30 protein-coding genes are annotated in these 24,493 nt (G+C 53.2%); 23 read left to right on the plus strand and 7 right to left on the minus strand.

Annotated elements, in window-relative coordinates; genetic code table 11:
• Positions 1-26: 26 nt before the first annotated feature.
• A complete protein-coding gene (locus DJ564_RS16225) occupies positions 27-443 on the plus strand; it encodes a hypothetical protein (protein ID WP_109631333.1) in 417 nt (138 codons plus the stop codon).
• 16 nt (positions 444-459) lie between these two features.
• Positions 460-837, plus strand: a complete 378-nt coding sequence (locus DJ564_RS32025; protein WP_162556209.1) for a hypothetical protein — start codon at positions 460-462, stop codon at positions 835-837.
• A gap of 346 nt (positions 838-1,183) precedes the next feature.
• Here the strand turns inward: DJ564_RS32025 and istB are convergent, their stop codons facing one another.
• Positions 1,184-1,987, minus strand: coding sequence for an IS21-like element helper ATPase IstB (gene istB / locus DJ564_RS16235; protein ID WP_090321778.1), 804 nt, complete (start codon positions 1,985-1,987; stop codon positions 1,184-1,186).
• Positions 1,980-3,479, minus strand: a complete 1,500-nt coding sequence (istA, locus tag DJ564_RS16240; protein WP_109635997.1) for an IS21-like element ISPpu27 family transposase — start codon at positions 3,477-3,479, stop codon at positions 1,980-1,982. Before istA ends, istB begins: the two co-directional genes overlap by 8 nt.
• Before the next feature lie 118 nt (positions 3,480-3,597).
• On the opposite strand from istA, the gene DJ564_RS16250 reads away from it, so the two are divergent.
• Positions 3,598-3,864, plus strand: coding sequence for an MbcA/ParS/Xre antitoxin family protein (locus tag DJ564_RS16250; RefSeq protein ID WP_109631336.1), 267 nt, complete (start codon positions 3,598-3,600; stop codon positions 3,862-3,864).
• A 206-nt stretch (positions 3,865-4,070) separates the two neighbouring features.
• The gene (locus DJ564_RS16255) at positions 4,071-4,400 is read left to right on the plus strand and encodes a hypothetical protein (RefSeq protein ID WP_109631339.1); all 330 of its coding nucleotides are present in this window, start codon (positions 4,071-4,073) and stop codon (positions 4,398-4,400) included.
• A 195-nt stretch (positions 4,401-4,595) separates the two neighbouring features.
• Here the strand turns inward: DJ564_RS16255 and DJ564_RS16260 are convergent, their stop codons facing one another.
• A complete protein-coding gene (locus DJ564_RS16260) occupies positions 4,596-5,000 on the minus strand; it encodes a hypothetical protein (protein ID WP_109631342.1) in 405 nt (134 codons plus the stop codon).
• Positions 5,001-5,554: 554 nt separating this feature from the next.
• Here DJ564_RS16260 and DJ564_RS16265 point away from each other — a divergent pair.
• The 4 genes from DJ564_RS16265 to DJ564_RS16280 all read left to right on the plus strand — a co-directional run bounded on the left by DJ564_RS16265 (position 5,555) and on the right by DJ564_RS16280 (position 8,671).
• Entirely contained in the window at positions 5,555-5,902 is a 348-nt protein-coding gene (locus DJ564_RS16265) for a hypothetical protein (protein WP_109631345.1), read from the plus strand.
• A gap of 109 nt (positions 5,903-6,011) precedes the next feature.
• On the plus strand, positions 6,012-6,446 hold the full coding sequence (locus DJ564_RS16270) for a LexA family transcriptional regulator (RefSeq protein ID WP_109631348.1): 435 nt from the start codon (positions 6,012-6,014) through the stop codon (positions 6,444-6,446).
• Positions 6,433-7,713: a translesion error-prone DNA polymerase V subunit UmuC gene (gene umuC / locus DJ564_RS16275; protein ID WP_109636054.1), complete on the plus strand. Its 1,281-nt coding sequence runs from the start codon at positions 6,433-6,435 to the stop codon at positions 7,711-7,713. Before DJ564_RS16270 ends, umuC begins: the two co-directional genes overlap by 14 nt.
• A 592-nt stretch (positions 7,714-8,305) precedes the next feature.
• Complete coding sequence (locus tag DJ564_RS16280) at positions 8,306-8,671, plus strand: histone-like nucleoid-structuring protein, MvaT/MvaU family (protein WP_109631350.1); 366 nt, start codon at positions 8,306-8,308, stop codon at positions 8,669-8,671.
• A 51-nt stretch (positions 8,672-8,722) separates the two neighbouring features.
• Here the strand turns inward: DJ564_RS16280 and DJ564_RS16285 are convergent, their stop codons facing one another.
• Positions 8,723-9,601 (minus strand): LysR substrate-binding domain-containing protein, encoded by an 879-nt coding sequence (locus tag DJ564_RS16285; protein WP_109631353.1) that lies wholly within the window; start codon positions 9,599-9,601, stop codon positions 8,723-8,725.
• 206 nt (positions 9,602-9,807) lie between these two features.
• Here DJ564_RS16285 and DJ564_RS16290 point away from each other — a divergent pair, with 206 nt between their 5' ends.
• The 10 genes from DJ564_RS16290 to DJ564_RS16335 all read left to right on the plus strand — a co-directional run bounded on the left by DJ564_RS16290 (position 9,808) and on the right by DJ564_RS16335 (position 17,039).
• On the plus strand, positions 9,808-10,233 hold the full coding sequence (locus tag DJ564_RS16290; RefSeq protein ID WP_046054868.1) for a VOC family protein: 426 nt from the start codon (positions 9,808-9,810) through the stop codon (positions 10,231-10,233).
• A gap of 113 nt (positions 10,234-10,346) precedes the next feature.
• The gene (locus DJ564_RS16295) at positions 10,347-11,606 is read left to right on the plus strand and encodes a cation:dicarboxylate symporter family transporter (RefSeq protein ID WP_109631356.1); all 1,260 of its coding nucleotides are present in this window, start codon (positions 10,347-10,349) and stop codon (positions 11,604-11,606) included.
• Positions 11,607-11,715: 109 nt separating this feature from the next.
• Positions 11,716-12,297: a TetR/AcrR family transcriptional regulator gene (locus tag DJ564_RS16300; RefSeq protein ID WP_054614722.1), complete on the plus strand. Its 582-nt coding sequence runs from the start codon at positions 11,716-11,718 to the stop codon at positions 12,295-12,297.
• Between the two features lie 57 nt (positions 12,298-12,354).
• Positions 12,355-13,461, plus strand: a complete 1,107-nt coding sequence (locus DJ564_RS16305) for an alkene reductase (RefSeq protein WP_109631360.1) — start codon at positions 12,355-12,357, stop codon at positions 13,459-13,461.
• Positions 13,462-13,540: 79 nt separating this feature from the next.
• The gene (locus DJ564_RS16310) at positions 13,541-14,284 is read left to right on the plus strand and encodes an SDR family oxidoreductase (RefSeq protein WP_109631362.1); all 744 of its coding nucleotides are present in this window, start codon (positions 13,541-13,543) and stop codon (positions 14,282-14,284) included.
• 72 nt (positions 14,285-14,356) lie between these two features.
• Positions 14,357-14,737: a nuclear transport factor 2 family protein gene (locus tag DJ564_RS16315; protein ID WP_109636056.1), complete on the plus strand. Its 381-nt coding sequence runs from the start codon at positions 14,357-14,359 to the stop codon at positions 14,735-14,737.
• A gap of 59 nt (positions 14,738-14,796) precedes the next feature.
• Positions 14,797-15,183: a nuclear transport factor 2 family protein gene (locus DJ564_RS16320; protein WP_109631365.1), complete on the plus strand. Its 387-nt coding sequence runs from the start codon at positions 14,797-14,799 to the stop codon at positions 15,181-15,183.
• A 69-nt stretch (positions 15,184-15,252) separates the two neighbouring features.
• Positions 15,253-15,921, plus strand: coding sequence for an NAD(P)-binding oxidoreductase (locus DJ564_RS16325; protein WP_109631369.1), 669 nt, complete (start codon positions 15,253-15,255; stop codon positions 15,919-15,921).
• The gene (locus DJ564_RS16330) at positions 15,918-16,547 is read left to right on the plus strand and encodes an NAD-dependent dehydratase (RefSeq protein ID WP_109631372.1); all 630 of its coding nucleotides are present in this window, start codon (positions 15,918-15,920) and stop codon (positions 16,545-16,547) included. The genes DJ564_RS16325 and DJ564_RS16330 overlap by 4 nt, the downstream gene beginning before the upstream one ends.
• Positions 16,548-16,598: 51 nt before the next feature.
• Positions 16,599-17,039, plus strand: a complete 441-nt coding sequence (locus tag DJ564_RS16335) for an SRPBCC family protein (RefSeq protein WP_109631374.1) — start codon at positions 16,599-16,601, stop codon at positions 17,037-17,039.
• A gap of 312 nt (positions 17,040-17,351) precedes the next feature.
• Here the strand turns inward: DJ564_RS16335 and DJ564_RS16340 are convergent, their stop codons facing one another.
• Positions 17,352-17,747, minus strand: coding sequence for a helix-turn-helix domain-containing protein (locus DJ564_RS16340; RefSeq protein ID WP_109631377.1), 396 nt, complete (start codon positions 17,745-17,747; stop codon positions 17,352-17,354).
• Between the two features lie 112 nt (positions 17,748-17,859).
• Between DJ564_RS16340 and namA the strand changes: the two genes are divergently transcribed.
• The 4 genes from namA (at position 17,860) to DJ564_RS16360 (ending at position 21,119) form a co-directional block, all read left to right on the plus strand.
• The gene (namA, locus tag DJ564_RS16345; RefSeq protein WP_109631379.1) at positions 17,860-18,900 is read left to right on the plus strand and encodes an NADPH dehydrogenase NamA; all 1,041 of its coding nucleotides are present in this window, start codon (positions 17,860-17,862) and stop codon (positions 18,898-18,900) included.
• 74 nt (positions 18,901-18,974) lie between these two features.
• Complete coding sequence (locus tag DJ564_RS16350) at positions 18,975-19,358, plus strand: nuclear transport factor 2 family protein (RefSeq protein WP_109631381.1); 384 nt, start codon at positions 18,975-18,977, stop codon at positions 19,356-19,358.
• Positions 19,359-19,426: 68 nt separating this feature from the next.
• Positions 19,427-20,446: an alpha/beta hydrolase gene (locus DJ564_RS16355; RefSeq protein ID WP_109631383.1), complete on the plus strand. Its 1,020-nt coding sequence runs from the start codon at positions 19,427-19,429 to the stop codon at positions 20,444-20,446.
• A 289-nt stretch (positions 20,447-20,735) separates the two neighbouring features.
• Positions 20,736-21,119, plus strand: a complete 384-nt coding sequence (locus tag DJ564_RS16360; protein ID WP_109636058.1) for a nuclear transport factor 2 family protein — start codon at positions 20,736-20,738, stop codon at positions 21,117-21,119.
• 415 nt (positions 21,120-21,534) lie between these two features.
• On the opposite strand, the gene DJ564_RS16365 is transcribed toward DJ564_RS16360, so the two are convergent.
• Together DJ564_RS16365 and DJ564_RS16370 are read right to left on the minus strand one after the other, a co-directional pair.
• A complete protein-coding gene (locus DJ564_RS16365; protein ID WP_109631387.1) occupies positions 21,535-22,575 on the minus strand; it encodes a DUF4062 domain-containing protein in 1,041 nt (346 codons plus the stop codon).
• Between the two features lie 69 nt (positions 22,576-22,644).
• Positions 22,645-23,337 (minus strand): DUF421 domain-containing protein, encoded by a 693-nt coding sequence (locus DJ564_RS16370; protein ID WP_109631389.1) that lies wholly within the window; start codon positions 23,335-23,337, stop codon positions 22,645-22,647.
• A 436-nt stretch (positions 23,338-23,773) separates the two neighbouring features.
• On the opposite strand from DJ564_RS16370, the gene DJ564_RS16375 reads away from it, so the two are divergent.
• On the plus strand, positions 23,774-24,469 hold the full coding sequence (locus DJ564_RS16375; RefSeq protein WP_109631392.1) for a VIT family protein: 696 nt from the start codon (positions 23,774-23,776) through the stop codon (positions 24,467-24,469).
• The last annotated feature ends 24 nt before the right edge of the window (positions 24,470-24,493 follow it).

Below are 24,493 nucleotides of genomic sequence, written 5' to 3' on the forward strand. Positions count from 1 at the left end.
CCCGCGGCAAGAGTTGAAGCGAGATTATGAATACAAGAGTTACGAATGCAGACCTTCTGGGCGATTTACTGTTCGGCTCAGCACTCCCTCTAGGAGGCTCAAAACTTGGCGACGATGAGTTGATCGAATTGGCCGCCGATACCTTCAGGGAAAAGCCTTTTTGCATCGTCAGACATTGGATGGTTTTGGATGTGATGCTCCCAGAATTTCAGGAGCGAGAAATCAAAGCGCAGGGGCTTGAGGCAACACTTTTATACGCCCAATCCGCGGTGTTCGACAGCCAGAACACGTACAAGCCTGGCGATCGGATCGTAAGCGGATATCAACGTGATTTTGACGGTTGCTTTTTTGAAAGTAACGACACGATCTTCATCCTGGCAGGCCGAGGCGCGCGCAAGCATGCGAGCTTTCCCGCTGTCCAGGCACTATCTGTGTGTGAGTAAGCGAGCACAAAATCCAATGATTGAAGATCTGCTGCCTGTCCTGCGTGATCGTTACCCAACGTTTTTCTGCAGCGCGCCTCTTCGCGAAATCGGATGCCTGCCAGGTTGGCTGGATTTAATCGATGAGCTTTGTCGCACGCTGAAAACTTACATGGATGCTCACCCTGAGCTGCCGTCGATTCAGGTGCGTCAGGTCAAGGAAAAATTCGGGGGGTTACGCTTCTACTATTCCGGAGGTGATGCGGCGTGCCGTGAAATGATTACTTTTGCAGAGCAGCGGTCAATGTCGATCTGCGAGGTTTGCGGGCAAGCCGGGACTTTGGGAGGGGAGCGATGGATCAGCGTGCGATGCCTCGATCACGTCAACTGGTCACCTTGCAGCGATTGCGCGTGAACCAGGGAAAGCTCCTTGTTGAATTCATGAAAACGGACATTTGGGTCACTGTGAATTGGCCCTCGCCAGGCATTGAACTTCACGATGTCGTTCGGCGCCGTATGCCTTTTCGCCCATTTCAGTTTCTAGCCGAGATGTTGTGTATCGATGAAGAGCTGCTTGGTAAGCACATGGGTTGTCGGCGCTGATTGAAAACTGACCCACCCTGCCGATTGAAAATTGACCCAGGGCGGATTGCTGATTTTGGCATCAGCAATTGTGGATAAGCTTAGCAGTCGTGTCCCGGTGGAAGAGGCATTAAAGTCCCACCGCATGTGGGCATGCGGCAGGGTATTTTCGGTGCAGATCAAAACAGCTCATCGTCCTCGGCACCATCATTGTCTTTGCGCTTTCGTTCACGTGATTTGATCTTGGTCTGGGCGACCAAGCTGCTGTGTTGCAGGCGGTAGGACTCGTTGCCCGTTTCGACGATGTGGCAGTGGTGTGTCAGCCGATCCAGCAACGCCGTGGTCATCTTGGCGTCACCAAACACACTCGACCATTCCGAGAAGCTGAGGTTGGTGGTGATCACCACGCTGGTGTGCTCGTACAGCTTGGACAGCAAGTGAAATAACAGGGCACCACCGCTCTGGCTGAAGGGCAAATACCCCAGTTCATCGAGTATCACCAGGTCTGTTCGTAACAGCCCTTGAGCGATGCGGCCCGTCTTGCCATCGTACTTTTCGCGCTCCAGCAGATTGACCAGATCCACCGTGGAGTAGAAGCGCACGCGTTTGTGATGCGTCGTGATCCCGGACACAGCCAAGGCGGTGGCGAGGTGTGTTTTGCCTGTTCCAGGCCCGCCGATGAATACGACATTCTGCGCGGTATCGGTGAACTCCAGGTTGGACAGATCCCTGACCAGGCGGGCGTCTGCGCTGGAAGCGCTAAAGTCGAAGCCGGCCAAATCACGATGCATGGGGAGTTTGGCCATATTCATCTGGTGGTTCACTGAGCGCACCGCTCGATCCGCATGTTCTTGTTGGAGAAGATGCTCAAGCAGCCATTTCGACGAGGTTGTTGAGGCTTCGCCTTGCGAGGCCAGTTCTTCCCAGGCGCTGGCCATACCATGCAGACGCAGTTCTTTGAGTTCCGCCTTAAGATCACGCATTGCGAGTCTCCTCATCGGTGGTACGGAGCCGGTCGTAACGTGCCGTATTGGCAACAGGCACTATCTTGAGTTGAAGGCTGGTTTCGGCGGACGGAGGGGCTGCTGTCGATGTCAGTCGAGCCAGGACATTCAGGATGTGGTCAGCACTCAAGCTGCCTGATTCAAGTACCAACTCCACAGCCACTAACACCGCATCGAGCCCGGCGATGGGAACAGCCGCCAGTACCTGCGTCATGATTCGATCACCGTTGGTGTGACGCCTCAGACCGCGTTTTAGCAGTTGCAAAGGCTTCGGCAGATCAGCAAACGGAGCGCCATTGCGCAGCGCTCCGGGCTTGCGCTCGATAAGCGGGATGTAATGCTGCCAGTCAAAACTGACCTGATCTCGATCAAACAGGCGCTCATGACTGGCAATCGTCGTTTCATCGACGATGACTACAATCCGGGAAGGATACAGACGGCTGCTGACCCACTGGCCGACCCGCTCACACGGCACCGAATAGCGATTTCGCGCCACGCTGATCAGGCAGGTGCTGGAGACCCGCACGGTGCGCTCGACGTAGCCATCAAAGGCAGTCGGCATCGGCATCAATTCAGCGCGTTCCAGCTCCAGGACGTCCGCCACGGTCAGCCCGTTGTACTGCGGGTGCAGCAGTTCGCCCCAGAGTGCACGGCAGCGTTGGCCGAGCCAGGCATTCAATTCCTCGAAGGTGTGGAACATGCAGTTTTGAGCATCGAGCCAGATGCGCCGTCGGCTGTCTTGGACGTTCTTTTCAACGATGCCTTTTTCCCAGCCGGAAGCGACGTTGCAGAAGTCCGGGTCGAACAGGTAGTGCGCACACATCACGGCAAACCGAGCATTGACCGTGCGGCCCTTACCCTTGTTGACCTTGTCGACAGCGGTCTTCATGTTGTCGTAGATGCCGCGACGCGGCACCCCACCTAACGCGCCAAACGAGCGGGTATGGGCATCGAACAACATCTCGTGGCCTTGGCTGGGATACGCAACCAACCAAAATGCGCGACTGGCGCACAGCTTCATATGGGAGACCTGGATGCGTCGGAACAGGCCGCCGATCAGCAGACCTTCTTCGCTCCAGTCGAATTGAAAAGCCTCCCCGAGTGCAAAGGTCAGCGGCACAAAGGCTCGTAAAGACTTGCCTTGCTCGCCGCGCCACGAGCGTATAAAGGCGGTGAGCTGGCTGTAGCCGCCGTCGTACCCCTCGGCCTTGATCTGTTCGAAGAGTGCTTTGGCACTTCTGCGGTTGTGCTTTGCCCGAAACGAATCGGCCTTGAGCGCCTGCTCCAGCGTCTCGTGAAATGGACTGAGTTTGTTGAAGGTTGCGCACCGTTGGTACGCCGGCTGAGTGGCTTCGGGTGCTCTGACCCATTTTCGAATGGTGTTTCTCGACAGCCCGGTACGCTTGGCTATCTGATGCAGCGAGAGCTTGTCGCGGAAGTACATCCGCCGGATTTTTCCCAACATTTCCATGCTGATCACCCTGTGTTCTCCTGCTCGAAAAGTGAGCAGAAGCAGTTGAACACCTGGGTCAGTTTTCAGTCGGCAGAACAGCCTTTACTGGGTCAGTTTTCGGTCAGCGGCAACACACATGGGTATTTCTTCCGAACTCATGTCGAGCGCGACGACTATAGGATTTTTTCCTTTGTGCGAGAGCCGACGCCTGTATGGATTGATTGTTGCTCTACAGGCGTCCTACGAACTGTTCGAAGGCGACGCACAGGCAGCCGGGGCTTTCTTACGCTCGCCGTTGCGTTGTTTTAACTCAAAGGCTCCTTTGGAAATGCTCATTACGGAGGAGGGCGCGAGCGCCGTGATCGATCTGATCGGACAGCTCGAACACGGCGTGCTCACCTGATCGGTTTCCTTTTTACGCGCTGACAAAAACGACGCCGAAATGGGAGCCTCTTGAAAGAATATTGCGCGGTAGTCCAGATGCTGACTTTGTTGAGCGCTGACATTTTTCACCGGCCCGAACGGTTGCAGCCGTTTCACTAAGGGTGATCGGACAGCATGCCATGCAAAGCCACGTATAAGGGGTAGGGGATGTATAGGGAGCGTGATATGGCCATTTGGAGGTCTGTGTATGAGAAATTTGGCGTCACGACGTTTGTGAGCCTTATTGAAGCGGCGCTCGACAGCTACAAGCCTATGCCTAGGGTTGATTGGCCCACTCGAGTTACCGTATCCGAACTCGGGTTACCGTGCGTTCAGGTATTGCAAAACGTAGTGAGCGGTCGAGATTTATATGCCCGCATCTCAGAGAACTACATCGAGATCGGATCGCGTTTAACAAATCATTTGTCGCATCAACTGCAATGGCATCTCGTGGTCAATAACCTGGCCACTGACCACATGAAGGAGGATCAATTGGTCAGAGATTTAGGGCTGTAACTGGCTGACTTGCTGCCGCGTCGCCGTACTTTCGAGACGATCCTTTTGACGCGTGTCATTTACTTCAGCCCGCACCTTGAGGGTCGGGTACAGCAGTCTTGCGCTACCAAACCAGGTCAGCTTCCCGGACTCTTTTTTTGTGTGCGACAGGCTGGTGGAGAGGAGGGGATAGTCGGCGTCGCGAACCAAGAGAAATTACGCGAGACGGTGAGCCGCTAAATGCTCCATGTCTCGAATCCAGACCCTCAGAAAACGACGCCAGTCATGGGCATAGCTTCCTTGCGAAAAACGTTCGGCGAGCGCGTTGGCTGCTTCGAATCTCGTTCGCCAAATTTCAGGTATGTGGTGGTCTAGAACGATCACGAAATGGTGGCCGTCGCTGCTTTCGTACGGCGTTTCCGGTACAGAGTCTCTCAACTCATCGATCGTCACGGTCTGAGCTTCCCCATGAGGTTGTTCGAGATCTTGTCGCTCAATTTCATCGAGAATTCTCAGGAGAGGTTTTGCGCGGTCATCGCCGGGTCGCAATTCCTCCAGATCCCACAAAGCCGCCCGCCTTGCACGCTCACGCTGCCACAGGCTTTTCAAATCGACTGCCATCCAGGTTTCCTTAATTCACATTCTGCGCTGACGTGTATCGGCAGGAGTGGAATTAATTTCAGTCACCACCTTCCTGGACGACCCAGACGTTTCTACACCTAGCGCAATTGTACGCTGTTAGGCGTTTAGATCTGCAACCACGCATCACACACCCTTCAAACAGAAGAAAATCGGTGCGTTGTGGATGCTTGCTGGTCAGTGTCAACAAAAATATATTTTCAGATCTCCCCTTGAAATTTTTTTTCAGCGACGGATCTTTATATTTGAGGACAACAGAAAAGCAGAGGTCTCGGAGCTCCATCTTTCGAAGTTTCTGCTGAAGAAACGGTGTGTTTTTTTTGCTTTTGCAGTGCTTCTGCTTCGGGCCTTTTCTTGCGATTTATCCTGCTAACGCTGATGTGTGATTGCCGTATGGCCATAGCAAAATCGCCACTTCGCGGCGTAAGCCGCTGCTTTCCAGTTTGATTTCAAAACAACGAGCATTTTCTTAAAAAATACTCATGCCGGACAACTTTCAAATGAGGGGAAGTCCGCGTAGGAACTGGAGAGAACAGATGGAACAAGAACTTGAGTTGGAGGTTTGGCGTTTGGCGCATCGGACATGTGGCACGCCGGCGTTTGTACGACTGATTGAAAAGGGGGTCGACAGTTTCAGGAGAAATCCTGGGTACGATCCTTCCCTGAGACTGCACGCCTCAGGGATTGGCGTTGATAGCATCAGGGTGCTACGTGAGGTGCTGAAACGTCGTGGTATCTATGCAGGGCCAACTGCAGGCTACGTTGAGCTCAGGTCTCGTCTGAATTTGCATTTGCGAGGACATTTGCAATTGCATCTTATGGAGGCGGGGCGGGCCACCGAAGAAATGAAAGCGGATCAGTTGGGTCGAGATCTGGGGCTCTAAAAGGATCCGTTTCAGCATCCCACCTGTCTAAATTTTTCGGCTGAGATTGACCGCAAGCAGTCTTCGACGTTAACTGTATGCATATACAGTTTATGTTAAGGCATGCCTCATGAGCGTCACCATTCTCGGCCCGCTGGTGGAGGGGGGAGTCCAGCTCCCTTTTTACTTGTTCAAAGTCCCTGCAGGTTTCCCATCCCCTGCGGCTGATCACCTTGAGCAACACATCTCCATCGACGAGCTTCTGGACATTCGAGCACCGCATATCTACCTGGTGCGCATCGAGGGAAGCAGCATGGAAGGTGCTGGAATATTCGATGGGGATATGGCTGTGGTTGATCGCTCGATCACCGCTGAGCATGGACACATCGTTATTGCGGCTGTGAATTGCGAGCCGGTCTGCAAGCGTCTGTGCAAACGTGGGCCCAACATCATCTTGATGTCCGAGAACGTAGGTTACCCGCCGCGATACATCCTCGAAGGCGATGAGCTGATCATCTGGGGGGTGGTGACATTCAGCGTGCGTGCACATGATCCAAAAGCCTAATCCCGTCTTCGCCTTGATCGATTGCAACTCCTTCTACGCGAGCTGCGAGCGCGTTTTTCGTCCAGATTTGGCCAAGACGCCCATCGTGGTGTTGTCGAACAATGACGGGTGCGTAATTGCACGTAGCGCAGACAGCAAACCGTTCGTAAAAATGGGTGAGCCGTACTTCCAGATCAAGCACAAGCTTAAGCAACATGGCATCGTCGCGTTCTCTTCGAACTATGCGCTTTATGGCGATATGAGCGAGCGCGTGATGAGCGTAATCGAGTCGCTAGTACCGGCTGTTGAGGTCTACAGCATCGATGAAGCGTTCGCTGATTTGGCAGGTGTGCCAGGTGATCTCGAGGCGCTCGGTCGGCGAATTCGGGCACAGGTATATCGGAGTACCGGCATCCCGGTCGGCGTCGGCATTGCCGGTACGAAAACGTTGAGCAAGCTCGCCAATCACGCGGCCAAAAAATGGCAGGTGCAGAGTGGCGGTGTCGTTGATCTACGTGACCAAGTTAAGCGCGATTGGGTACTCAAGAAATGCTCGGTCTCGGACGTATGGGGTGTCGGACGCAAGATGACTCTTCACTTGGAGGGTATGGGCATTAAGTCAGCTTGGGATCTCTCCAAAACCGATCCCTGGACGTTGCGCAAGAAATTCAGCGTAGTGATTGAGAAGACGGCACGGGAGCTCGCGGGTACGCCATGCCTTGAGCTCGATGAACCTGACCCACCGAAGCAAGAGATCTGCTGCAGCCGGATGTTCGGCAAGCGTCTCACCGACATTGGGCCGATCAAAGAAGCCGTGGCTACCTACATGCAGCGCGCTACCGAAAAGCTCCGCGCTCAACAGTCGCTGTGTAAGAAAATTCGAGTCAGCATCCGCACCGGGATGTTCAGTCCAGAGGAAGCCAAGTACGCCAACGGTGTACTGGTGGAATTGCCCTATCCAACAGACGACGTTCGGTTGATGACAAAAGCTGCGGTGGACGCGGTGGATAGGGTCTTCCGACCTGGCTTCAAATACAGCAAAGCCGAGGTACTCCTAGTCAACCTATGCTCAAAAGGCGAGTACACCGAAGATCTCTTTTCGATCTCCCAGCCGGTCGCCACTGAAAAGGTCATGACAGTGCTGGACTCCATCAATAAGAGATGGGGTAGGGGAACACTGCGCTCGGCGAGTGTGCCAATCAATCCTGATTGGGGGATGCGGCGGGAGATGATGAGCCAAAGCTTCACCACACGTGTGGATCAGCTTTGGACTGTGTACTGCAAATGAGTAGGTCTAAAGCTGGTGAACAGATTTGATTTTGAGTTGCTTTCAATGTCGAACTTGGCAATGGGGTTGACGTAGGAAATACGCCGTTCGAGGAGGAGCTGTTCATTGGGGCTAACGACGTCAAGGCCTCAGCACGGTTTTATGATCGTCACGCCAGGCTGGGCTTCGCATCGCTAAATGCAATTTTCGCCTTCGGAAAAAAAGCCTCCGATTATCGCGGCTCGGCTTTTACTGAACTGCTCGTGGAGTCACCAGACCGGGGCTCAGTTTGCAGGCTATACAATTCCGACAAACGATAGAATCACCAAGACAATCACGACTGCTCCAACGATGTAGATAATATTGTTCATAACAACCTCTCTATCTCAACAGGGTGTACTACACCAAGGTGCCTAATTCAAATGACACCCTGGTTCGCATTTCCGTTCCGTAAAACGTTGCGACCTCGCATCATTCTCTCGTCGCCACTGGGCGTTCTGGCTGCTGGGACTACTGCAATGGATGCTACTTACTGATCAAAGTGAACGCCGTTGCTTTATGTAAGTCCAAGTTTTGGTGTACCGTTAGGAAACTAACCACATAGAGATTTCTCATGTCCAAACTCGCAGAATTTCGTCAGCTCGAAAAACACCTAGCAGAACAGCTACAAGCGCTGGAGGCCCTCAAAGGTGATGCTGGCCTTAAGAAAGAAATCGAATTCGAAACAAAGCTTCGGGCTTTGCTGGCCAAGTACGGCTACAGCCTGAAAGACATCGTCAATCTGCTTGATCCACATGCCAGTCGCAAAGCACCTGTGGCAGAGCAAAAATCCGGCAGCCGCAAACCTCGCCAAGTGAAGATTTACAAGAATCCTAAAACTGGCGAAGTCGTGGAAACCAAAGGTGGCAACCACAAGACGTTGAAAGAGTGGAAAGCTGAATACGGCTCCGACACAGTCGAATCTTGGCTGACCAAGTGAGTTTGGTTTGAGTACAAAGGGCCCGAGAGGGCCCTTTTTGCTGTGTGGATTTTATTCAGAACTGGTCTTTACCTGGTCACTGATAAGTTGGGCCAAAATTCGTACAGGCTCGGTAAAACTCTGCCGAGACCGATGTACGAGCCCGATATCACGATGGAAGGTGTGCTGTCCGAGGTCGAGTGCTCGTACACCCGCAGGCCATTCCTGGTGGGTTGCTGTCTGCGGCACTAGAGCTACACCGACACCATTTTCAACTAGCTTGATGATGGCCTCCAGTTCATCCAGCTCGCAAACTTCACGCAAGGTGAAATGCATCTGCCGAAGGAAGCGATCCACTTGTCTGCCCCCGAATGATGATCGGTCATACCGTATGAACGGTTGGCTGGAAAGTATTGCTGACCAATCTTCTCCCGGCAGTTCGCGCGGCACAATCAGACGGTAGGGCTCGAGCGCCAAGGTCGTCCAGCGCAGATCGCTTTGAAGCGAGAAGGGCGGGCGAATGATTGCGGCCATGTCGATTTCGCCGGCATCCACGAGGTTGACCAACTCCATGGATAGTCCCGGGATTACGCGGGTACGGCATTGCGGGCATTGTTGGTGAAACTTGGCTAGTGCATCGGGAAGATAGGAGCGCTGAACGGAGGCGATAGCACCGATGTTCACCAGTACGCTCGCAGGAAGTCCCACCGTGGTAGAGCCCAGATTATCGTAAAGACGAAGCAGCTCTTGCGCTTGCAGGAGTATCTGGTGGCCCATCCTGTTGAGGTGAGCCGAGCGTCCCTTCCTGTCGAATATCTCAAAGCCGAGCTCGGCCTCCAGACGCTGAATCTGGGCGCTCACCGCTGCTTGGGTGAGGCCGATTTTATTCCCGGCAGCGGCAAACGTACCTTCCCGTGCAACGGCGATGAGTGTTTTCAGTTCTTTGATCATTCACAAATAATAATTGTGTTTCTAAGAAAATTATATTGATTTTTTTGCTTGGTTAGCCGCCCTACGATGTACCTATCCCCCGGCAACGGCCCGAACCTACAAGCCGATGTCGGTGGGACGGCGGAGTTTGAAGCGTCGCTAAAAAACAACGACCAGCATTCATATGCTTCGTCCTTCACCAACAAAAAAACCGCATTGGAGTTCTGATGAGCCTCTCGCCTTTCCACCTCGCAATTCCCGTTTACAACCTCGCTGGCGCACGCACATTTTACGGCGAAGTGTTCGGCCTGGAAGAAGGTCGTTCCAGCAACCAGTGGGTCGACTTCAACTTTTATGGCCACCAACTGGTTATTCACGAACACCCAAAAACCGCTTCCCAGGAAAGCGTCCATAGCAACCCGGTAGACGGCCACGACGTACCTGTTCCGCACTTCGGCATCATCCTGGGCTGGGAAGAATGGGAGGCTCTGGCCGAGCGCTTGAAGTCTTTCGGCACAGAGTTTGTGATCGAACCCTACATTCGTTTCAAAGGGCAGGTAGGCGAGCAAGCCACTATGTTTTTGTTTGACCCTTGTGGCAATGCCCTCGAATTCAAGGCGTTCAAGGATATGAGCCAGCTCTTCGCTAAATAAGAAAAGTGTAGGCACAACAGCGTTGTGCCATTTGAACTCAAGTGAGCTGGAAGCTCATGAATCTAGCAACTGCCAATTAACGCAGTCCTTTCATTCCAACAAGAAGGCTAGACATGAAACGTATTCCCTTGGTGTGGCAAATCATTGCCGGGCTGTTGCTTGGCGTGCTCGTCGGTTGGTATTTCAATACCCATCCGCAGTATCAATCTTGGGTCAGTGCAGAAATTCTGAAACCGCTTGGCGATATCTTCATCAAGATGATGAAGATGGTCGTTGTACCGATCGTGTTCTGTTGCATGATCCTCGGCATTGCAGGAGGCGGCGATAACAAGTCATTTGGCCGTATGGGCATAAAATCGCTGGGGTATTTTTTTGCGATCACCGGCCTGGCGATTGTGATGGGTCTTTGTTTCGCGAATATCTTCGAGCCTGGCACAGGCACTGATATTTCCGGCATTACGCATAGCGCTGCGTCCATTACGATGGAGCCTTCGAAGGGGGCTCTGGTGATTGTGCAGAACATCGTCCCGGACAACGTCTTTGTGGCAATGTCGGAAGCAAAACTGCTGTCGGTGCTGTTCTTCGCTGTCCTGTTCGGCATGGCATTGAACTCGCTACCTAGAGAGAAAAGCGCGCCAGTGGTCGCGCTGGTTCAGGGTATTTCCGATGCGATGTTCAAAGTCGTCTCAATCGTCATGGCTTATGCGCCAATAGGCGTGTTCGGCATGATCGGCGCTACCGTCGCAACCTTTGGCTTTGCCTCGCTATTACCCTTGCTCAAGCTGATTGGAGTGGTCTACCTGGCACTGATTGTCTTTGCATTGGTGGTACTTGGCGGTATTTGCTATCTGATCGGCGAGAACATTTTCAAGCTGATCAAGTATTTCCGGAATGAGCTGATTCTTGCGTTCTCGAGTGCCGCATCGGCAGCGGTCATGCCGCAGCTGATGAGCAAGCTGGAGAGCTATGGAGTCCCACGCCGAATCGTAAGTTTTGTGGTGCCAGTGGGGTATGCATTCAATCTGGATGGTGCATCGATTTTCCTGGGCGTTGCGACGATTTTTGTCGCTCAGCTTTATGGAATTGATCTGTCGTTGTCTCAGCAGATCTTGCTGGTGGTCACAATGGTGCTGACCTCCAAAGGTGCTGCAGGGGTGCCTGGATTCGCCATCATTATCTTGTCTGCGACGTTGGCTTCTGCCGGTCTTCCATTGGAAGGGGTGGCGCTTATCGCTGGCATCTTCAGGATCATCGATAGCGGTACCACCACATTGAACGTGTTGGGGAATGCCATTGCACCGTTGGTTATCGCCAAATGGGAGAGGGCGGCCCTTGAGCCTTCACGAGTCAATCCGGTAACGCAAAAAGCATAGCAATCCACGAGTAGAGATCTGATAGGTAACGCTAACGACTCAGTCAATTCGTCAGGTGGGGTGAGAGCTTGTAGACGACCGGTCTATTTTTGTGTAGGCTGCCTTCCCTATGAAGAAACCTATCCAAGATATGCGACAGCACATTATCGATGTGGCCAAGTCGCTGATGACCAACAAGGGTTACACCGCCGTGGGGCTGTCAGAAGTGCTGACAACCGCTGGTGTACCTAAAGGGTCGTTCTATCACTACTTCCGCTCAAAAGAGGAATTCGGCCAGGCGCTGCTCGAAGAATATTTTCAGGAGTACATCGGGCGCGTCGATATCGTGATGGCCGCAGAAGGAACCGGAGCCGAGCGGCTACTGGGCTATCTGCACTACTGGGCAAAGACGCAAGCGTTCGATCATCCCGAGGAGAAATGCCTGGTGGTGAAACTGGGCGCTGAAGTCTGCGACTTGTCAGAAGACATGCGCACGGTGCTGGAGGAAGGCACCGCGCTGATCATTCAGCGGATCATGCGTTGCGTCGAACAGGGCATGGCCGATGGTTCCATCTCGCCGACCCAGGACGCGGCGATATTAGCCGAATCGCTTTATCAGCTATGGCTGGGCGCTTCGCTGTTGGTCAAGGTCAAGAAGACCACGGCCCCGTTTGAAACCGCACTGATCACAAGTAAACGCCTGCTGGCCTAGGGGCGTTTTTTTTAACCAAATTACTAGACGACCGGTCTAATATTTGAGGTATTCAACATGATTGATAACAGTCATAACACCGACCTTTTTTCGCCCACGCAGATGGGCGCCTTGCAACTGGCCAACCGTATTGTCATGGCTCCGGTGACACGCAGCCGGATGGCAGAGGACGGCGTGCCGAATGAACTGCACGCCACTTACTACGCCCAACGTGCCGGCGCAGGCCTGATCATCGCCGAAGCCACGAACATTTCTGCCCAGGGCCGCGGCTATGCGATGACGCCGGGTATCTGGTCGGAAGAACAGGTGGCAGGCTGGAAAAAAGTCACTGACGCGGTACACGCGGCAGGCGGCAAGATCGTCAGTCAGCTATGGCACGTAGGCCGCTTCTCCAGCGTCGAGTTACAGCCAAACGGCGAGGCACCGGTCGCGCCCTCGGCAATCAAGGCCGAAGGCACGACCTACACCAACAATGGCATGGTCGAAGTGTCCATGCCTCGGGCGCTTGAGACTTCAGAGATCCCGGGGATCATCGAGCAGTACCGGCATGCGGCAGAAAATGCAAAGCGAGCCGGTTTCGATGGTGTGGAAGTCCATTCTGCCAACAGCTATCTGCTCGATCAGTTCCTGCGTGATTCCACCAACCAGCGCACTGACCAGTACGGCGGCTCCATCGAGAACCGGACGCGGCTGACGCTTGAAGTCACCGAAGCCGTGGTCGCGATCTGGGGCAGTGACCGGGTCGGCATCCGTCTTTCGCCGGTGACACCTGACGCTGGCAATACACCTCCTGACAGCAACGTCATGGCGACTTACGGCTACCTCATTCAGCAGTTGAACAGATTCAACCTGGCCTATCTGCACTTCGTCGAAGGCGCCACCGCCACTTCTCGTACCGTTCCGGAAGGGGTGGATCTGGACGCGCTGAGTGCGCAGTTCGAAGGGCCGTTCATTGGTAACAACAACTACGACCTGGATATGGCGCTGGAACGACGGGCACAGGGCCGGATTGACGCGGTAGCGTTCGGTCGTTTGTTCATTGCCAATCCAGACCTTGTAGAGCGCCTGCGTCGTGGTACCGAACTGACCATCGCGCCACGTGAGAGTTATTACGGCGGAGGCGCCAAGGGCTACACCGATTGGCCAACGGCCAACTCCAACTAATCACAGGTTCCCCCTGCGTCGACTCGGCGCGGGGAGGCTCCGTCGCGAACGCATTTCGCCGCACAAGAGGCACTCAAGTATGAATTATCTGCAAAACAAGGTCGCCATCGTCACTGGCGCATCTTCCGGCATCGGCGCCGCCACCACTCGTGCACTCGCCGCACAGGGTGTCCGCGTAGTAGCGGCAGCACACGATCAGAAAGGGCTGGAAGCGTTTGTTGCAGAACTGCTTGAGTCAGGCAGCGATGTGGTTGCCTTCACCACCGACGTCACTCATCTGGATCAAACCAAAGCGTTGGCGAAGTTTGCACAAGACACCTTCGGCGCCGTGGACATCTTGGTCAACAACGCCGGCCTGATGCTCTTTTCCAACTGGGTCGATCTGGCCGTGCACGATTGGGAAAAGATGATCGATGTGAACATCAAGGGCTACCTCAACGCTATTGCTGCTGTATTGCCGTTCATGCTTGAACAGAAATCCGGGCAGATTCTCAACATGGACTCTGTTGCAGGTCATCAGGTCGGGCCGGCGGCGGGTGTTTACAGCGCAACCAAGTTTTTCGTCCAGGCCATGACCGAATCCATGCGCAAGGAGTTGGGCGTGCAGCACGGTATCCGCGTCAACACAGTCAGCCCCGGCGTGATCAATACCGGCTGGGCGGACAAGGTCAGCGATCCTGAAGGGCGCAAGGCTGCTCAGGAGCTGAACCGGATTGCCATTGCGCCTGACGATATCGCCCGTGCTGTGATTTACGCGCTCAACCAACCGGAAAACGTCACCGTCAACGATCTGATCATCTCGCCGACACGCCAGGATTGGTGATCGTTGGTGGGCCATGCCCGCGCCCATACAGAGCTGATGGGCAATCGGAAATTTTTCAATCAGAAGTTCATCATGAGCAATCCAACTTACGTCCAGGAATACAACGCGATCGTCGACGTGCTTAGCCAATACAACGAAGGTGGGGCCAAGGCTGACAGCGCTTTGATGAAGCCCGCGTTCAACGAGCAGGCCACCATGTTTGGGGTCGACGGCGACAAGCTCGTCGGCGGCGCGATCCAGAATCTGTATGAAGTCATCGACAACGTATTCCGCCCATCTCCCGAAGCCAAAGCCGCGATCGTTCGCATCGACATCGTGGGCACTGCCGCCAGTGCTCGCGTCGATACCGACAACGTTTCGGGATTTCGTTTCACCGACTTCTTCAACCTGCTGAAGGTAGAAGGCAAGTGGACGATCGTCAGCAAGATTTACCACACCCATCCGAGCGCTTGAGCAATCGAGCGCCTGTGGCGAGGTGTGTTGTACCTCGCCCTTATTGAAAGGAAAGAACCATGTCAAAGAACATCAAGACAGTACCGACTTCCGAGTACAACGCTGTCATCGCTACCGCCAATCAGTACGTTGAAGGTCTGCGTGTGGGCAGTGCAGAAGGCGTTGCCCAAGCTTTCCATAAAGACGCCGTGATGTACGGTTTCACTAATGGCGAGCTGCTTGGCGGCCCGATCAAGAATCTGTTTGATTTCGTCCAGAAGAACGGCAGTGCCCCAGAAATCACGACTCGGCTCGACATACTGGCGATCACACCCACGACAGCCGTGGTGCGTGTCGATATGGAAAAGGATGCGATCGGTGCCGACTACAACGACTACCTGACCCTGATCAAAATCGACGGCACCTGGAAGGTCATCGCCAAGGTTTATCACCAGTTCGAAGGTTGAGCGTCCACCGATCCCGGTTGAGTCAATGCCGGGGTCGGAGCTCGTTTATCGTCAAATGGAGAAGCGATCATGAGTAAGGTTTTCATCATTGGCGCCGCTGGCAAAGTAGGGCGGCGATTGGTTAAGCAACTCGTTGGACGAGGTCACGAAGCGATCGCACTGCATCGGAACCCTGAGCAGGGAAGTGAGCTAGCGGCTCTGGGCGCGATGCCCGTTAAAGGCAATTTACTTGAGCTTGATCCCGGGCAAATGGCGCGACTTATGTCGGAAAGTGATGCCGTGGTCTTCACGGCAGGGGCAGGCGGCGCGGGTATGGATCTGACCAATGCGATTGATGGGCGGGGATTGGAGTTGGCAGTGGCCGCAACTGTTCAAGCAGGTGTCCGGCGTTTCATTCTGGTCTCGGCCTTCCCCGATGCGCTGCGTGGTAGCCCGGTATCCGAAGGTTTCGAAAATTACATTGCCGTGAAAAAACGAGCTGATGCTCACTTGGTGGGGACGGGTTTGGATTGGGTGATTGTACGCCCAGGAACGCTTCTGGATGACACAGGCACTGGCAAAATCCGTGCTGACGTCGCTATTCCTTACGGTGAAGTTTCAAGAGATGACGTGGCAGCGACACTTGCCGAGTTGATCGATCAGTCCAAGGTGAGCCGGGTCATTATCGAACTTACTCAGGGTGACACGCCAGTCTCCGACGCGGTTCGCAGGCTTGATCGTGGACGTTGCTCGCAATGAAGTTGATGTTGGTTGGCGCTACCGGTCTTGTTGGGCGCGAGGTACTGAAACAGGCGCTCGATGATCCACGAATCAGTCAGGTGGTTGCACCGACTCGCTGTGCGCTTGCTGCGCATCCCAAGTTACATGCGCCTCTAACAGACTTCGACAATCTACCGGAAACAGTCGACTGGTGGCGGGCGGATGCCGTGATTTGCACATTGGGTACGACGATGCGGCGCGCTGGATCGAAAGACATTTTTCGACTTGTTGACTACGAGTACCCGTTGGGTGTGGCGCGCTTGGCCAGGATGAATGGCGCCTCAGCATACATTCTGAACTCGGCCACCGGAGCAAACCCAAACTCCGGCTTTTTCTACAACCGGGTAAAGGGAGAGTTAGAGACATCTCTCGCAAGGCTTGATTTTGAATCACTCACTTATGTGAGGCCCGGTGTCATCAGTGGGGCGCGCGAGGAATTGCGGTTGGGTGAGCGTGCACTGGTAGTGGTACTGGGCCTGGTGGGGAGATTGTTACCCGTTCGCTGGCAACTTAACCCCGCGTCGCGAATCGCCCAGGTGTTGCTCGAATCAGCCCTTGAACACAGACCGGGTGTTCACATCATCACCTCCGAGCGCTGCATTTGAGCAAAGGTTAGTTGTTTTTTCAAAAATAGATAATTTGAACGGAGGTACACAATGCCAATGGTTGAGTTTTCCGCTGTCTTGGACAGCAATACAGGACACGCCTGGAGCGTGTTGAAAAAATTTGGAGAGATTCATAAATGGCATCCGTCGATTGTCGAAAGCAGCATTGAGGACAACCAACCTGATGGATTGGTCGGCTGTATTCGCAGACTCACGCTGGCCGATGGCGCAGTTGTCAGGGAGCGTTTGTTATCGGTCGATGATCACAATACAACGCTATCCTACCGCTTCGAGGAGGCTCCATTACCGCTGGACAACTATGTTGCCACGGTGAAATTGGCCTCTCTCACTGGACAGTCCAAGACGTTCATCAATTGGTCTGCAAGCTTTGACCTGCAAGATTTGAATACAGCAGACCACTACCAAGAACTCATACGAGGACTGATCATGGATGGTCACAATAGTCTTCAGTTGTTTCTAATCCGGCATTAAACATTTCAAAGAATTGACACGTACAGTCTTGGCTAGGCAAGTATTCTAAACTTGAATACAAAGGGCCCTGGAAGCTGATGATAGTCGGCTAAATATATCCAGCATTTGACGAGACCTAATTATCTGGAGTAATACAGCGCCTGATTGTTGGGTGCCGGGTGAAGTCGCCATCGCTTGGGCACGAGAGGCGCCGCCAGCCCCAGCATTTCCACCAATATTTCGCTTGGCAAGATGGATTTGTTGGCATGATCGCCGATCACGTTAGGGCGTATTGAGGCCAAAGCAGTGCTGAAGCACAACGCCCTCGCGTGATCAAATGGTGGAACAGGAGGCGACCGAACTTACCGGTACCGCAGAGCGCCTGAGTTCCAAAATCTTACGCTCATGAACAGCTCCCCATTCCCGCATGGCACTCACCAAGGGCGCGAGAGAATTACCTAATTCCGTCAGCGAATACTCCACCTTTGGCGGCACCTCGCGATAGATTTCTCGATGAATAACCCCATCAATCTCCAGCTCTCTCAACTGGAGTGTCAGCATCCTCTGAGTGATATCTGGGATTAGGCGCCGCAGTTCGTTGAAGCGCTTCGTTCCTGACATCAAGTGGAACAGTATGAGCGATTTCCATTTTCCACCAATGACACCGACAGTAAACGCGACGGGACAAGCGAAGGCTTCAATTTCATCTTGAGGGTTACATTTTTTCACTGCTGTCACCATGGTATAAAAAGTGTGCCTACAGCACATAATTGTGCGTACTTACGCGTAGGTGCTGTGTAAGCTAGCATGATTCCATATTGACCATTATGGAATCCGCTAGATGAGCTTGTTGCTATCCCCCCACCAAATCAAAGGCCTGAAACTGAAAAACCGGGTCGTCATGTCCCCTATGTGCATGCACATGGCAGCGGATGATGGCTTCGTCACTGACTGGCACCGTGTTCATTATGGGGCGCGCGCTCTGGGTCAGGCGGCGCTGATTTTTCCCGAAACGTTGGCTATTCAGGCTGCCGGTCGTATCGGAGCCGGTGACCTTGGTATCTGGAGTGATGAACACGTTGTCGGCTTAAAGTCTTTGACTGAACTGCTTCACAGCTTTGGTGCAAAAGCTGGTGCCCAAATCGGTCATGCAGGGCGCAATGCCGATCTGCCCAACCTTATTCATATCGCACCTTCGGCGATTCCGTTCACGGATACCAGCCCTGTGCCACGTGCACTCTTGGCTGACGAAATTCCGGGTTTGGTAAAGCTCTATGGCGATGCCGCACGACGCGCCAGTGAAGCAGGCTTTGATGTGCTTGAGATCCATGCCGCACATGGTTATTTGCTGAGTGAGTTCCTCTCTCCACTCGCCAATACCCGCGACGACGAATACGGTGGTGATGCCCAGCGTCGCTATCGCTTCCTGCGCGAAGTGCTGGAGGAGGTCAAAACGCATTGGGGCGATCGCCCTTTGTTTGTTCGGATATCCAGCTCTGATTACGCCGAAGGTGGAAATACGCCTGAGTCATTCCTTGAATACGGTCGCTGGATGAAAGAGCAGGGCGTCGATCTGATCGACTGCAGCTCCGGCGGGATCAAGATGATCAAGGTTCAGACCTATCCAGGTTACCAAGTCCCGGCTGCTGAGTTGCTGCGTAAGGAACTGCATATTGCTACAGGGGCCGTGGGTGTAATCCAGAGTGGTAGTCAAGCCGAAGAAATCCTGCAGAACGGCCGAGCCGACCTGGTGTTTGTCGGGCGGCCAATGCTGCGTGATCCATTCTGGGTGCGCACTGCGGCGGATGATTTGAAAGAAATCATTGAGATTCCTGCTGCCTACACTCGTTACGGTTCTGTATGGCTTGATACCAAAGCGTGAATTAGTCCACGTCCTAAGCGGGCGGCTGGAAGGCGCTAGTCCTCAACCCAATCCAACGAAGCAGGAGTAAAACCATGAGCAAACCTACTTACGTACACGAATACCAAGCCATCACCGAGGTGCTGAACAATTACATTGAGGGCTGCAAGCAAGCGAAGAGCAGCATCATGAAGTCTGCTTTCAATGAGCAAGCGACAATGTTTAGCGTCGATGGCGACGGTAAGCTGGCCGGCGGCGCAATTGCAATCCTGTTCAAGGGGATCGACGAGGGTTTTCGCCCATCTCCAGATGCACCGGCAGCTATCGTACGCATTGAGATTGTCGGTACGGCGGCTAGCGCGCGCATCGACGCCAACGACATGTCAGGAATTTCCTTCACCGACTTTTTCCATTTGTTGAAAGTCGATGGCCAGTGGACGGTCGTCAGCAAGATCTTTCACACCCACGTCGCGTCTTGAACCTCTGTCGTCCTTGAGCCTGCGGTAGTTGAGGCTTCCCAGCACTCAGACATAAAAATGGAAACGTCATGAAAACCCTTACCTCTGCTCTCGCTCCTACCGTCGTTGCTCTTGCGCCTGGTACTGCCTCCGCCACCACATACCCGGGAGTTGAGCACAACACGGCGAAACTCTTGCAATCGCTTGAAGGTGGCCAGACGCTCGACTCCATGACGCCGGTCGATGCCCGTGCCGCGCTGGCGGGTGCCCAGGCTGCCCCCCAAGTGGCCTTGCCGGCAACTGATGTCAGCGAGATGACGATACGAGTCAACGGCAGCGATCTGAAGTTGACCATCGTGCGTCCGGTCGGTAGCCAACAGAAGACGCTGCCCGCGTTCATGTATTTCCACGGCGGCGGCTGGGTGTTGGGCGACTTCCCGACCCACGAACGACTGGTGCGTGACCTGGTGGTAGGCTCGGGTGCGGTGGCGGTCTTCGTCAACTACAGCCTCTCGCCAGAGGCGACATATGGCGTCGCCACCGAGCAAGCCTATGCCGCGACAAAATGGGTCGCCGAACATGGCGAAGATATCAAGGTAGACGGCACTCGCCTCGCCGTAGCTGGCAACAGCGCAGGCGGGAACATTGCCGCCGTAGTTGCCCTGATGGCCAACGAGAAGGGTGAACCCGCACTGCGCTCGCAAGTGTTGCTGTGCCCAGTTACAGACTCCAAATTTGACACGCCGTCGTACAAGGAGTTTGCCAACGGCTATTTCCTGACGAAGGACATGATGGCGTGGTTCTGGGACAATTACGCACCCGACGCCGAGGCACGCAAACAGATTTACGCTTCTCCACTGCAGGCAACGAGCGAGCAACTGAAGGGCTTGCCGCCGACGCTGATCCAGACCGCCGAATTTGATGTTTTACGCGATGAAGCTGAAGCTTACGGCCGCAAGCTCGACGCTGCGGGTGTAGCTGTTAAGTCGGTACGCTACAACTGCATGATTCACGATTTTGGGCTTTCGAACGCATTCAGCCATCTGCCGGCACCTCGCACCGCGATCGAGCAGGCATCTCAAGAGCTCAAAACCAGTCTGAGTGAGTAGTTTCAAGAAAAAAGAATCCGCAGGTTACGGTGAATCTGCAGAAATCATCGTTGAAACACATCGTTGGTTTCACTGCGAAGCTACAGTAGCATCAAAGTTTTTCGGATCGCCCGCTGTGTTTTTGCAGTTGAGCATAAATTAATACTCGAATTACTTATTAAATTAAGAGTTAAAAATGAAAATTACTTTTATAAAGAGTTTGTTTTTTGTCGCCCTGATTTCGAGCTTTGGCGCGATTGCTCAAGCAGAAAACCTACCGGGCGACCCACAAGTTATCAGTAATAAAACAATGAACAAACCTACGTACGTAGACGAATACCAAGCTATCACTGAGGTGTTGAACAAGTACATTGAGGGCTGCAGGCAGGCTAAGAGCAGCATCATGAAGCCCGCGTTCAACGAACATGCAACGATGTACAGCGTCGGTGCCGATGGAAAGTTGTCCGGCGGAGCGATTCCAATCTTGTTCGATGGGATCGACAAGGATTTCCGCCCATCTCCTGACGCAAAGGCTGCTATTACCCGCATAGAGATTGTCGGTACTGCCGCTAGTGCTCGAATCGACGCCAACGATATGTCAGGCATCTCTTTCACCGACTTCTTTCATCTGCTGAAAGTCGAAGGCAAGTGGACTGTGGTAAGCAAGATTTTCCAAACGCATATAGCGCCCTAATGACTTGAGCCGTCCGGCGGCTTAAAAACGAGATCTACACCTAATAGCGTAAAGCAAACTGATACAAGGTGTGGATTGAAAAAAGCTACTGGGAGGCTCCAGGAGGTTGCTCATATAGACCTGAAAAAATTTGGGCATGAAATGCCTACAATGTTTCGGAACGCCTCATACGAGACGAATTATTACAGAATCTGACAGAGCGGCAGTAGATGTTGGGTATGGCTGTGCACCGAATTTTCCCCCCAGTGACTCGTAACACCATCCGGCCAGCACATCTTCCTGGCCCCATCGCTTTAATAATCTGTGTCAGGAAGATGTGTTGGCCGGACTTTACTTTCGAGAGTGGGCAGATTTAGGATCAACGTAGCGAAATAAAAGTTACCCCTCTCGAGTGGATGACTCGGCTCTGTGGTCATCAGTAGGATAAAGACCTCGCCATTCTTGCGACGCTTTCCTGTACCCACTGCTCTGCTATGGGGTGCGTAGCAGGGATAAAAAGGCCCGATTCACTGACCTCCTTTTCGCGATGCATTGGCATTGAGTAACTGGTGGGCATAGTCGCTGGTGGTTCTTCTAACTTCGCCATCTCAAGGTTTTTTAGCGTGATGCGATACCAGCCGCTCCCGAATACGGCCACCTGGAAGCAGGAAAGGAGCAGTTTAGAGAGATGAGTGGGAGACACGAAGTAGAGGCCAGCCGAACGACCTTGCACAGGCACACTTGCATCTGTCTCGATGAGAATCAGCCCGTCGTCGAAAACCCGCCAGGTTGTATCTCCCGACTTCAGGCCGGTAAACGATTTGTCATCCCAATCTGAATAGCCTTGCTTGAGTGTTGCGAGGCCCAAGCTAAGAAGACTTTGAAAAATCTCATCACGGCGCTGAGACGCTTCATGCACCGCTTGATTCTCGGTAGGCTGCGGTAAATATGCGAACTCGAGGCGCGGTGCGTACGAATGGCTTCCGTAAGCACGCGAGTTCGAAGCCCCATTTAAGCGTTCTAGAAACTCCTTTTCGGGAACAGAGCTTTTGGACTTTTCCATCCTGGTAAGGCCTTGGATGATCGCCGTTAGCAACTCCTGCGGGCCGGAAAATGAGGCGCGAAAGAAACCTAGCTTGTAGTCAGATACTTCGTTGACGAACACGGCCTGCTTTTCATCAAATTCCGTCTGCTGAATGAAGACCAAGATCGGTTTTCGCCTGCTGACTGCTTGGCGAAATTCCTGCTGAGTAACCGACATACCGGGCTCAGGCTCGTAGCCGTAGTTAACGCCCAAAATGAGCACAAAGACGTCGCACTGATCAACCTCTGTCAGGCAGGCATGCTCGGAGGAATAGGTGCGGGCTCCAAAATGCTCACTCATGATCGGCTTCATATCCAGAGCTTCTACAGCGTCCTTTGCAGCCGCTCTGAATTGCTCAAATCCCCTTACCACCGAGCTTATGAATACCTTCATCTGTTCCTCCTCAAAATGCTGGCGCCTGTCGATTTGACTGATGCCTAGTGGGATTGTTTCCAGAAACCATCACCTACAGCGTCGAGTGCTCAGCGCCGTTGACCAGATATCATGATCGCACCGTGAGCAGCGTGCTTGTTGCCCTGCATGAATAGATTGTGCAAAGCCACAACTCACGCAGCAATAGAGTCCCGAGGCGGGCACTTTTATAAACTCCGCACTATGCTCTAAAGGTAAGACTGACAAACCAGGGCGAACGTCTTCTTGATCGTAAAAATAAAGACTGATGTCGCCATCTGTTTCCATAAGCGCCAATCTTACTTGGCCTAAGTGCTCAACGCCCCGTTGTCGAAGCTCCATCAATATTTCACTCGATGAAATATTCAGCTTCTCCAAGGATTTAGGTTCATATAAGCCATTGCGAATGACGGTTACAGGTAGACCATCAATCCATGCTTCAAATTTCTTGCTTTTGGTCATGACCAAAACGGTCATGCGATAGAGCAGCAACAGCGTGAGGAAAACGACTGCGACGGGCAACAGTGGTACATCATGGTAGAAGGACACGTCTCCGGCAGCGGAGCCCAACGTCAATATCACGACCAACTCAAAAAGTGAGAGCTGTCTTATCCCGCGCCGGCCACTTGATTTTAAAAACAAGAAAACGGCAAGAAAGGCAAAAGTTGCCCGAAACCCTACCTCTAGCAAAAATGATAGTGGAAACTCATCTATCAAAATCCGTTGAATATCAAAGGGAGACATCATCACCTCTTTTTTGGTTTTTTAGATAATCATTGAATTGTGCGAGTCCTGCCCATCTAAAGAGTTACATCCTCTGAGTAGCTCCACGGGGGCGATGAAAACGGTCTAGTCGTGGAATTTGAATCTCCATTGCATGAACCTTAGCCTCGATTCACCAAAGAATGGTGAGCCTGATTTGCACAGTCCTTTACTCACCGGAAGGCTTGCTAGCGAAGGCGCGGAATCAGCCCTGTAGGTGCTTGTCGTTTCGCTGGCACGGATTTTACGATCCGGTAAGGTGGGTGAGGGATAGACCTGCGGGCAGCGCGATCATTGCCACCACCCACTGGATGATCGCAACGGTCTGTGTGCGTTTCCTGACATCAACATGAATCTCACGGTGCTCATGACGCCAGAGACCTGACCTAATGCAATTTTTCACACGGAGAATTCCAGAATGGCAGCGCATCATAAAGAGAAACACCCAATAGACAACATTGGTTGGCTGCGCGCTGCCGTATTGGGGGCCAATGACGGAATCGTTTCAACTTCAAGTCTGATTCTGGGCGTAGCCGCCTCTCACGCAACTCACAACAGCATCCTTATAGCGGGTGTCTCTGCTCTCGTCGCCGGTGCTATGTCGATGGCTACCGGAGAGTACGTTTCCGTGCAGTCCCAAGCCGACACGGAAGCGGCTGCCCTAGAGGCGGAGCGAATTGAGATTCAGGAAAATCCGAAGGGCGAGAATCGTGAACTGACAGGAATTTATGTTGAGCGAGGACTTGAGGTGCCGCTTGCAAAAGAAGTCGCGACTAAACTAATGGATCACGACGCCTTGGGGGCGCATGCCCGAGATGAGTTGGGAATCACCGATGCGATGAGTGCAAAGCCATTACAGGCTGCTCTTGCATCTGCGCTAAGCTTTGCCGTAGGTGCGGCACTACCATTACTCGTGGTCGTAGTAGTTCCACAAGAACATCTCATCCCAGTCATCGTCGTCGCGTCGTTGGTCTTCCTTGCTATCCTTGGCGGCTTGGCGGCCAAGGTCGGCGGGGCGAATATTAAAAATGGGGTTTTACGTGTGACTTTTTGGAGTGCGCTTTCGATGGCGGTGGCAGCAGGAGTCGGTACCCTGTTGGGAACCACAGTATAATACCCGGAGCGGGTTCCAGAATTA

Source organism: Pseudomonas sp. 31-12 (genome assembly GCF_003151075.1).
GTDB lineage: Bacteria > Pseudomonadota > Gammaproteobacteria > Pseudomonadales > Pseudomonadaceae > Aquipseudomonas.

Excerpts from the sequence above, each read along its gene's own strand:
- DJ564_RS16375 (WP_109631392.1), top strand. The coding sequence starts at position 23,774 with ATGGCAGCGCATCATAAAGAGAAACACCCAATAGACAACATTGGTTGG.
- DJ564_RS16365 (WP_109631387.1), bottom strand. The coding sequence starts at position 22,575 with ATGAAGGTATTCATAAGCTCGGTGGTAAGGGGATTTGAGCAATTCAGA.
- namA (WP_109631379.1), top strand. The coding sequence starts at position 17,860 with ATGAGCTTGTTGCTATCCCCCCACCAAATCAAAGGCCTGAAACTGAAA.
- DJ564_RS16355 (WP_109631383.1), top strand. The coding sequence starts at position 19,427 with ATGAAAACCCTTACCTCTGCTCTCGCTCCTACCGTCGTTGCTCTTGCG.
- DJ564_RS16315 (WP_109636056.1), top strand. The coding sequence starts at position 14,357 with ATGAGCAATCCAACTTACGTCCAGGAATACAACGCGATCGTCGACGTG.
- DJ564_RS16295 (WP_109631356.1), top strand. The coding sequence starts at position 10,347 with ATGAAACGTATTCCCTTGGTGTGGCAAATCATTGCCGGGCTGTTGCTT.
- DJ564_RS16255 (WP_109631339.1), top strand. The coding sequence starts at position 4,071 with ATGGCCATTTGGAGGTCTGTGTATGAGAAATTTGGCGTCACGACGTTT.
- DJ564_RS16260 (WP_109631342.1), bottom strand. The coding sequence starts at position 5,000 with ATGGCAGTCGATTTGAAAAGCCTGTGGCAGCGTGAGCGTGCAAGGCGG.
- DJ564_RS16225 (WP_109631333.1), top strand. The coding sequence starts at position 27 with ATGAATACAAGAGTTACGAATGCAGACCTTCTGGGCGATTTACTGTTC.
- DJ564_RS16290 (WP_046054868.1), top strand. The coding sequence starts at position 9,808 with ATGAGCCTCTCGCCTTTCCACCTCGCAATTCCCGTTTACAACCTCGCT.
- DJ564_RS16335 (WP_109631374.1), top strand. The coding sequence starts at position 16,599 with ATGCCAATGGTTGAGTTTTCCGCTGTCTTGGACAGCAATACAGGACAC.
- DJ564_RS32025 (WP_162556209.1), top strand. The coding sequence starts at position 460 with ATGATTGAAGATCTGCTGCCTGTCCTGCGTGATCGTTACCCAACGTTT.
- DJ564_RS16350 (WP_109631381.1), top strand. The coding sequence starts at position 18,975 with ATGAGCAAACCTACTTACGTACACGAATACCAAGCCATCACCGAGGTG.
- DJ564_RS16285 (WP_109631353.1), bottom strand. The coding sequence starts at position 9,601 with ATGATCAAAGAACTGAAAACACTCATCGCCGTTGCACGGGAAGGTACG.
- DJ564_RS16270 (WP_109631348.1), top strand. The coding sequence starts at position 6,012 with ATGAGCGTCACCATTCTCGGCCCGCTGGTGGAGGGGGGAGTCCAGCTC.
- DJ564_RS16360 (WP_109636058.1), top strand. The coding sequence starts at position 20,736 with ATGAACAAACCTACGTACGTAGACGAATACCAAGCTATCACTGAGGTG.
- DJ564_RS16280 (WP_109631350.1), top strand. The coding sequence starts at position 8,306 with ATGTCCAAACTCGCAGAATTTCGTCAGCTCGAAAAACACCTAGCAGAA.
- DJ564_RS16305 (WP_109631360.1), top strand. The coding sequence starts at position 12,355 with ATGATTGATAACAGTCATAACACCGACCTTTTTTCGCCCACGCAGATG.
- DJ564_RS16250 (WP_109631336.1), top strand. The coding sequence starts at position 3,598 with ATGGGTATTTCTTCCGAACTCATGTCGAGCGCGACGACTATAGGATTT.
- istB (WP_090321778.1), bottom strand. The coding sequence starts at position 1,987 with ATGCGTGATCTTAAGGCGGAACTCAAAGAACTGCGTCTGCATGGTATG.
- DJ564_RS16330 (WP_109631372.1), top strand. The coding sequence starts at position 15,918 with ATGAAGTTGATGTTGGTTGGCGCTACCGGTCTTGTTGGGCGCGAGGTA.
- istA (WP_109635997.1), bottom strand. The coding sequence starts at position 3,479 with ATGGAAATGTTGGGAAAAATCCGGCGGATGTACTTCCGCGACAAGCTC.
- DJ564_RS16265 (WP_109631345.1), top strand. The coding sequence starts at position 5,555 with ATGGAACAAGAACTTGAGTTGGAGGTTTGGCGTTTGGCGCATCGGACA.
- DJ564_RS16325 (WP_109631369.1), top strand. The coding sequence starts at position 15,253 with ATGAGTAAGGTTTTCATCATTGGCGCCGCTGGCAAAGTAGGGCGGCGA.
- DJ564_RS16370 (WP_109631389.1), bottom strand. The coding sequence starts at position 23,337 with ATGTCTCCCTTTGATATTCAACGGATTTTGATAGATGAGTTTCCACTA.
- DJ564_RS16300 (WP_054614722.1), top strand. The coding sequence starts at position 11,716 with ATGAAGAAACCTATCCAAGATATGCGACAGCACATTATCGATGTGGCC.
- DJ564_RS16310 (WP_109631362.1), top strand. The coding sequence starts at position 13,541 with ATGAATTATCTGCAAAACAAGGTCGCCATCGTCACTGGCGCATCTTCC.
- DJ564_RS16320 (WP_109631365.1), top strand. The coding sequence starts at position 14,797 with ATGTCAAAGAACATCAAGACAGTACCGACTTCCGAGTACAACGCTGTC.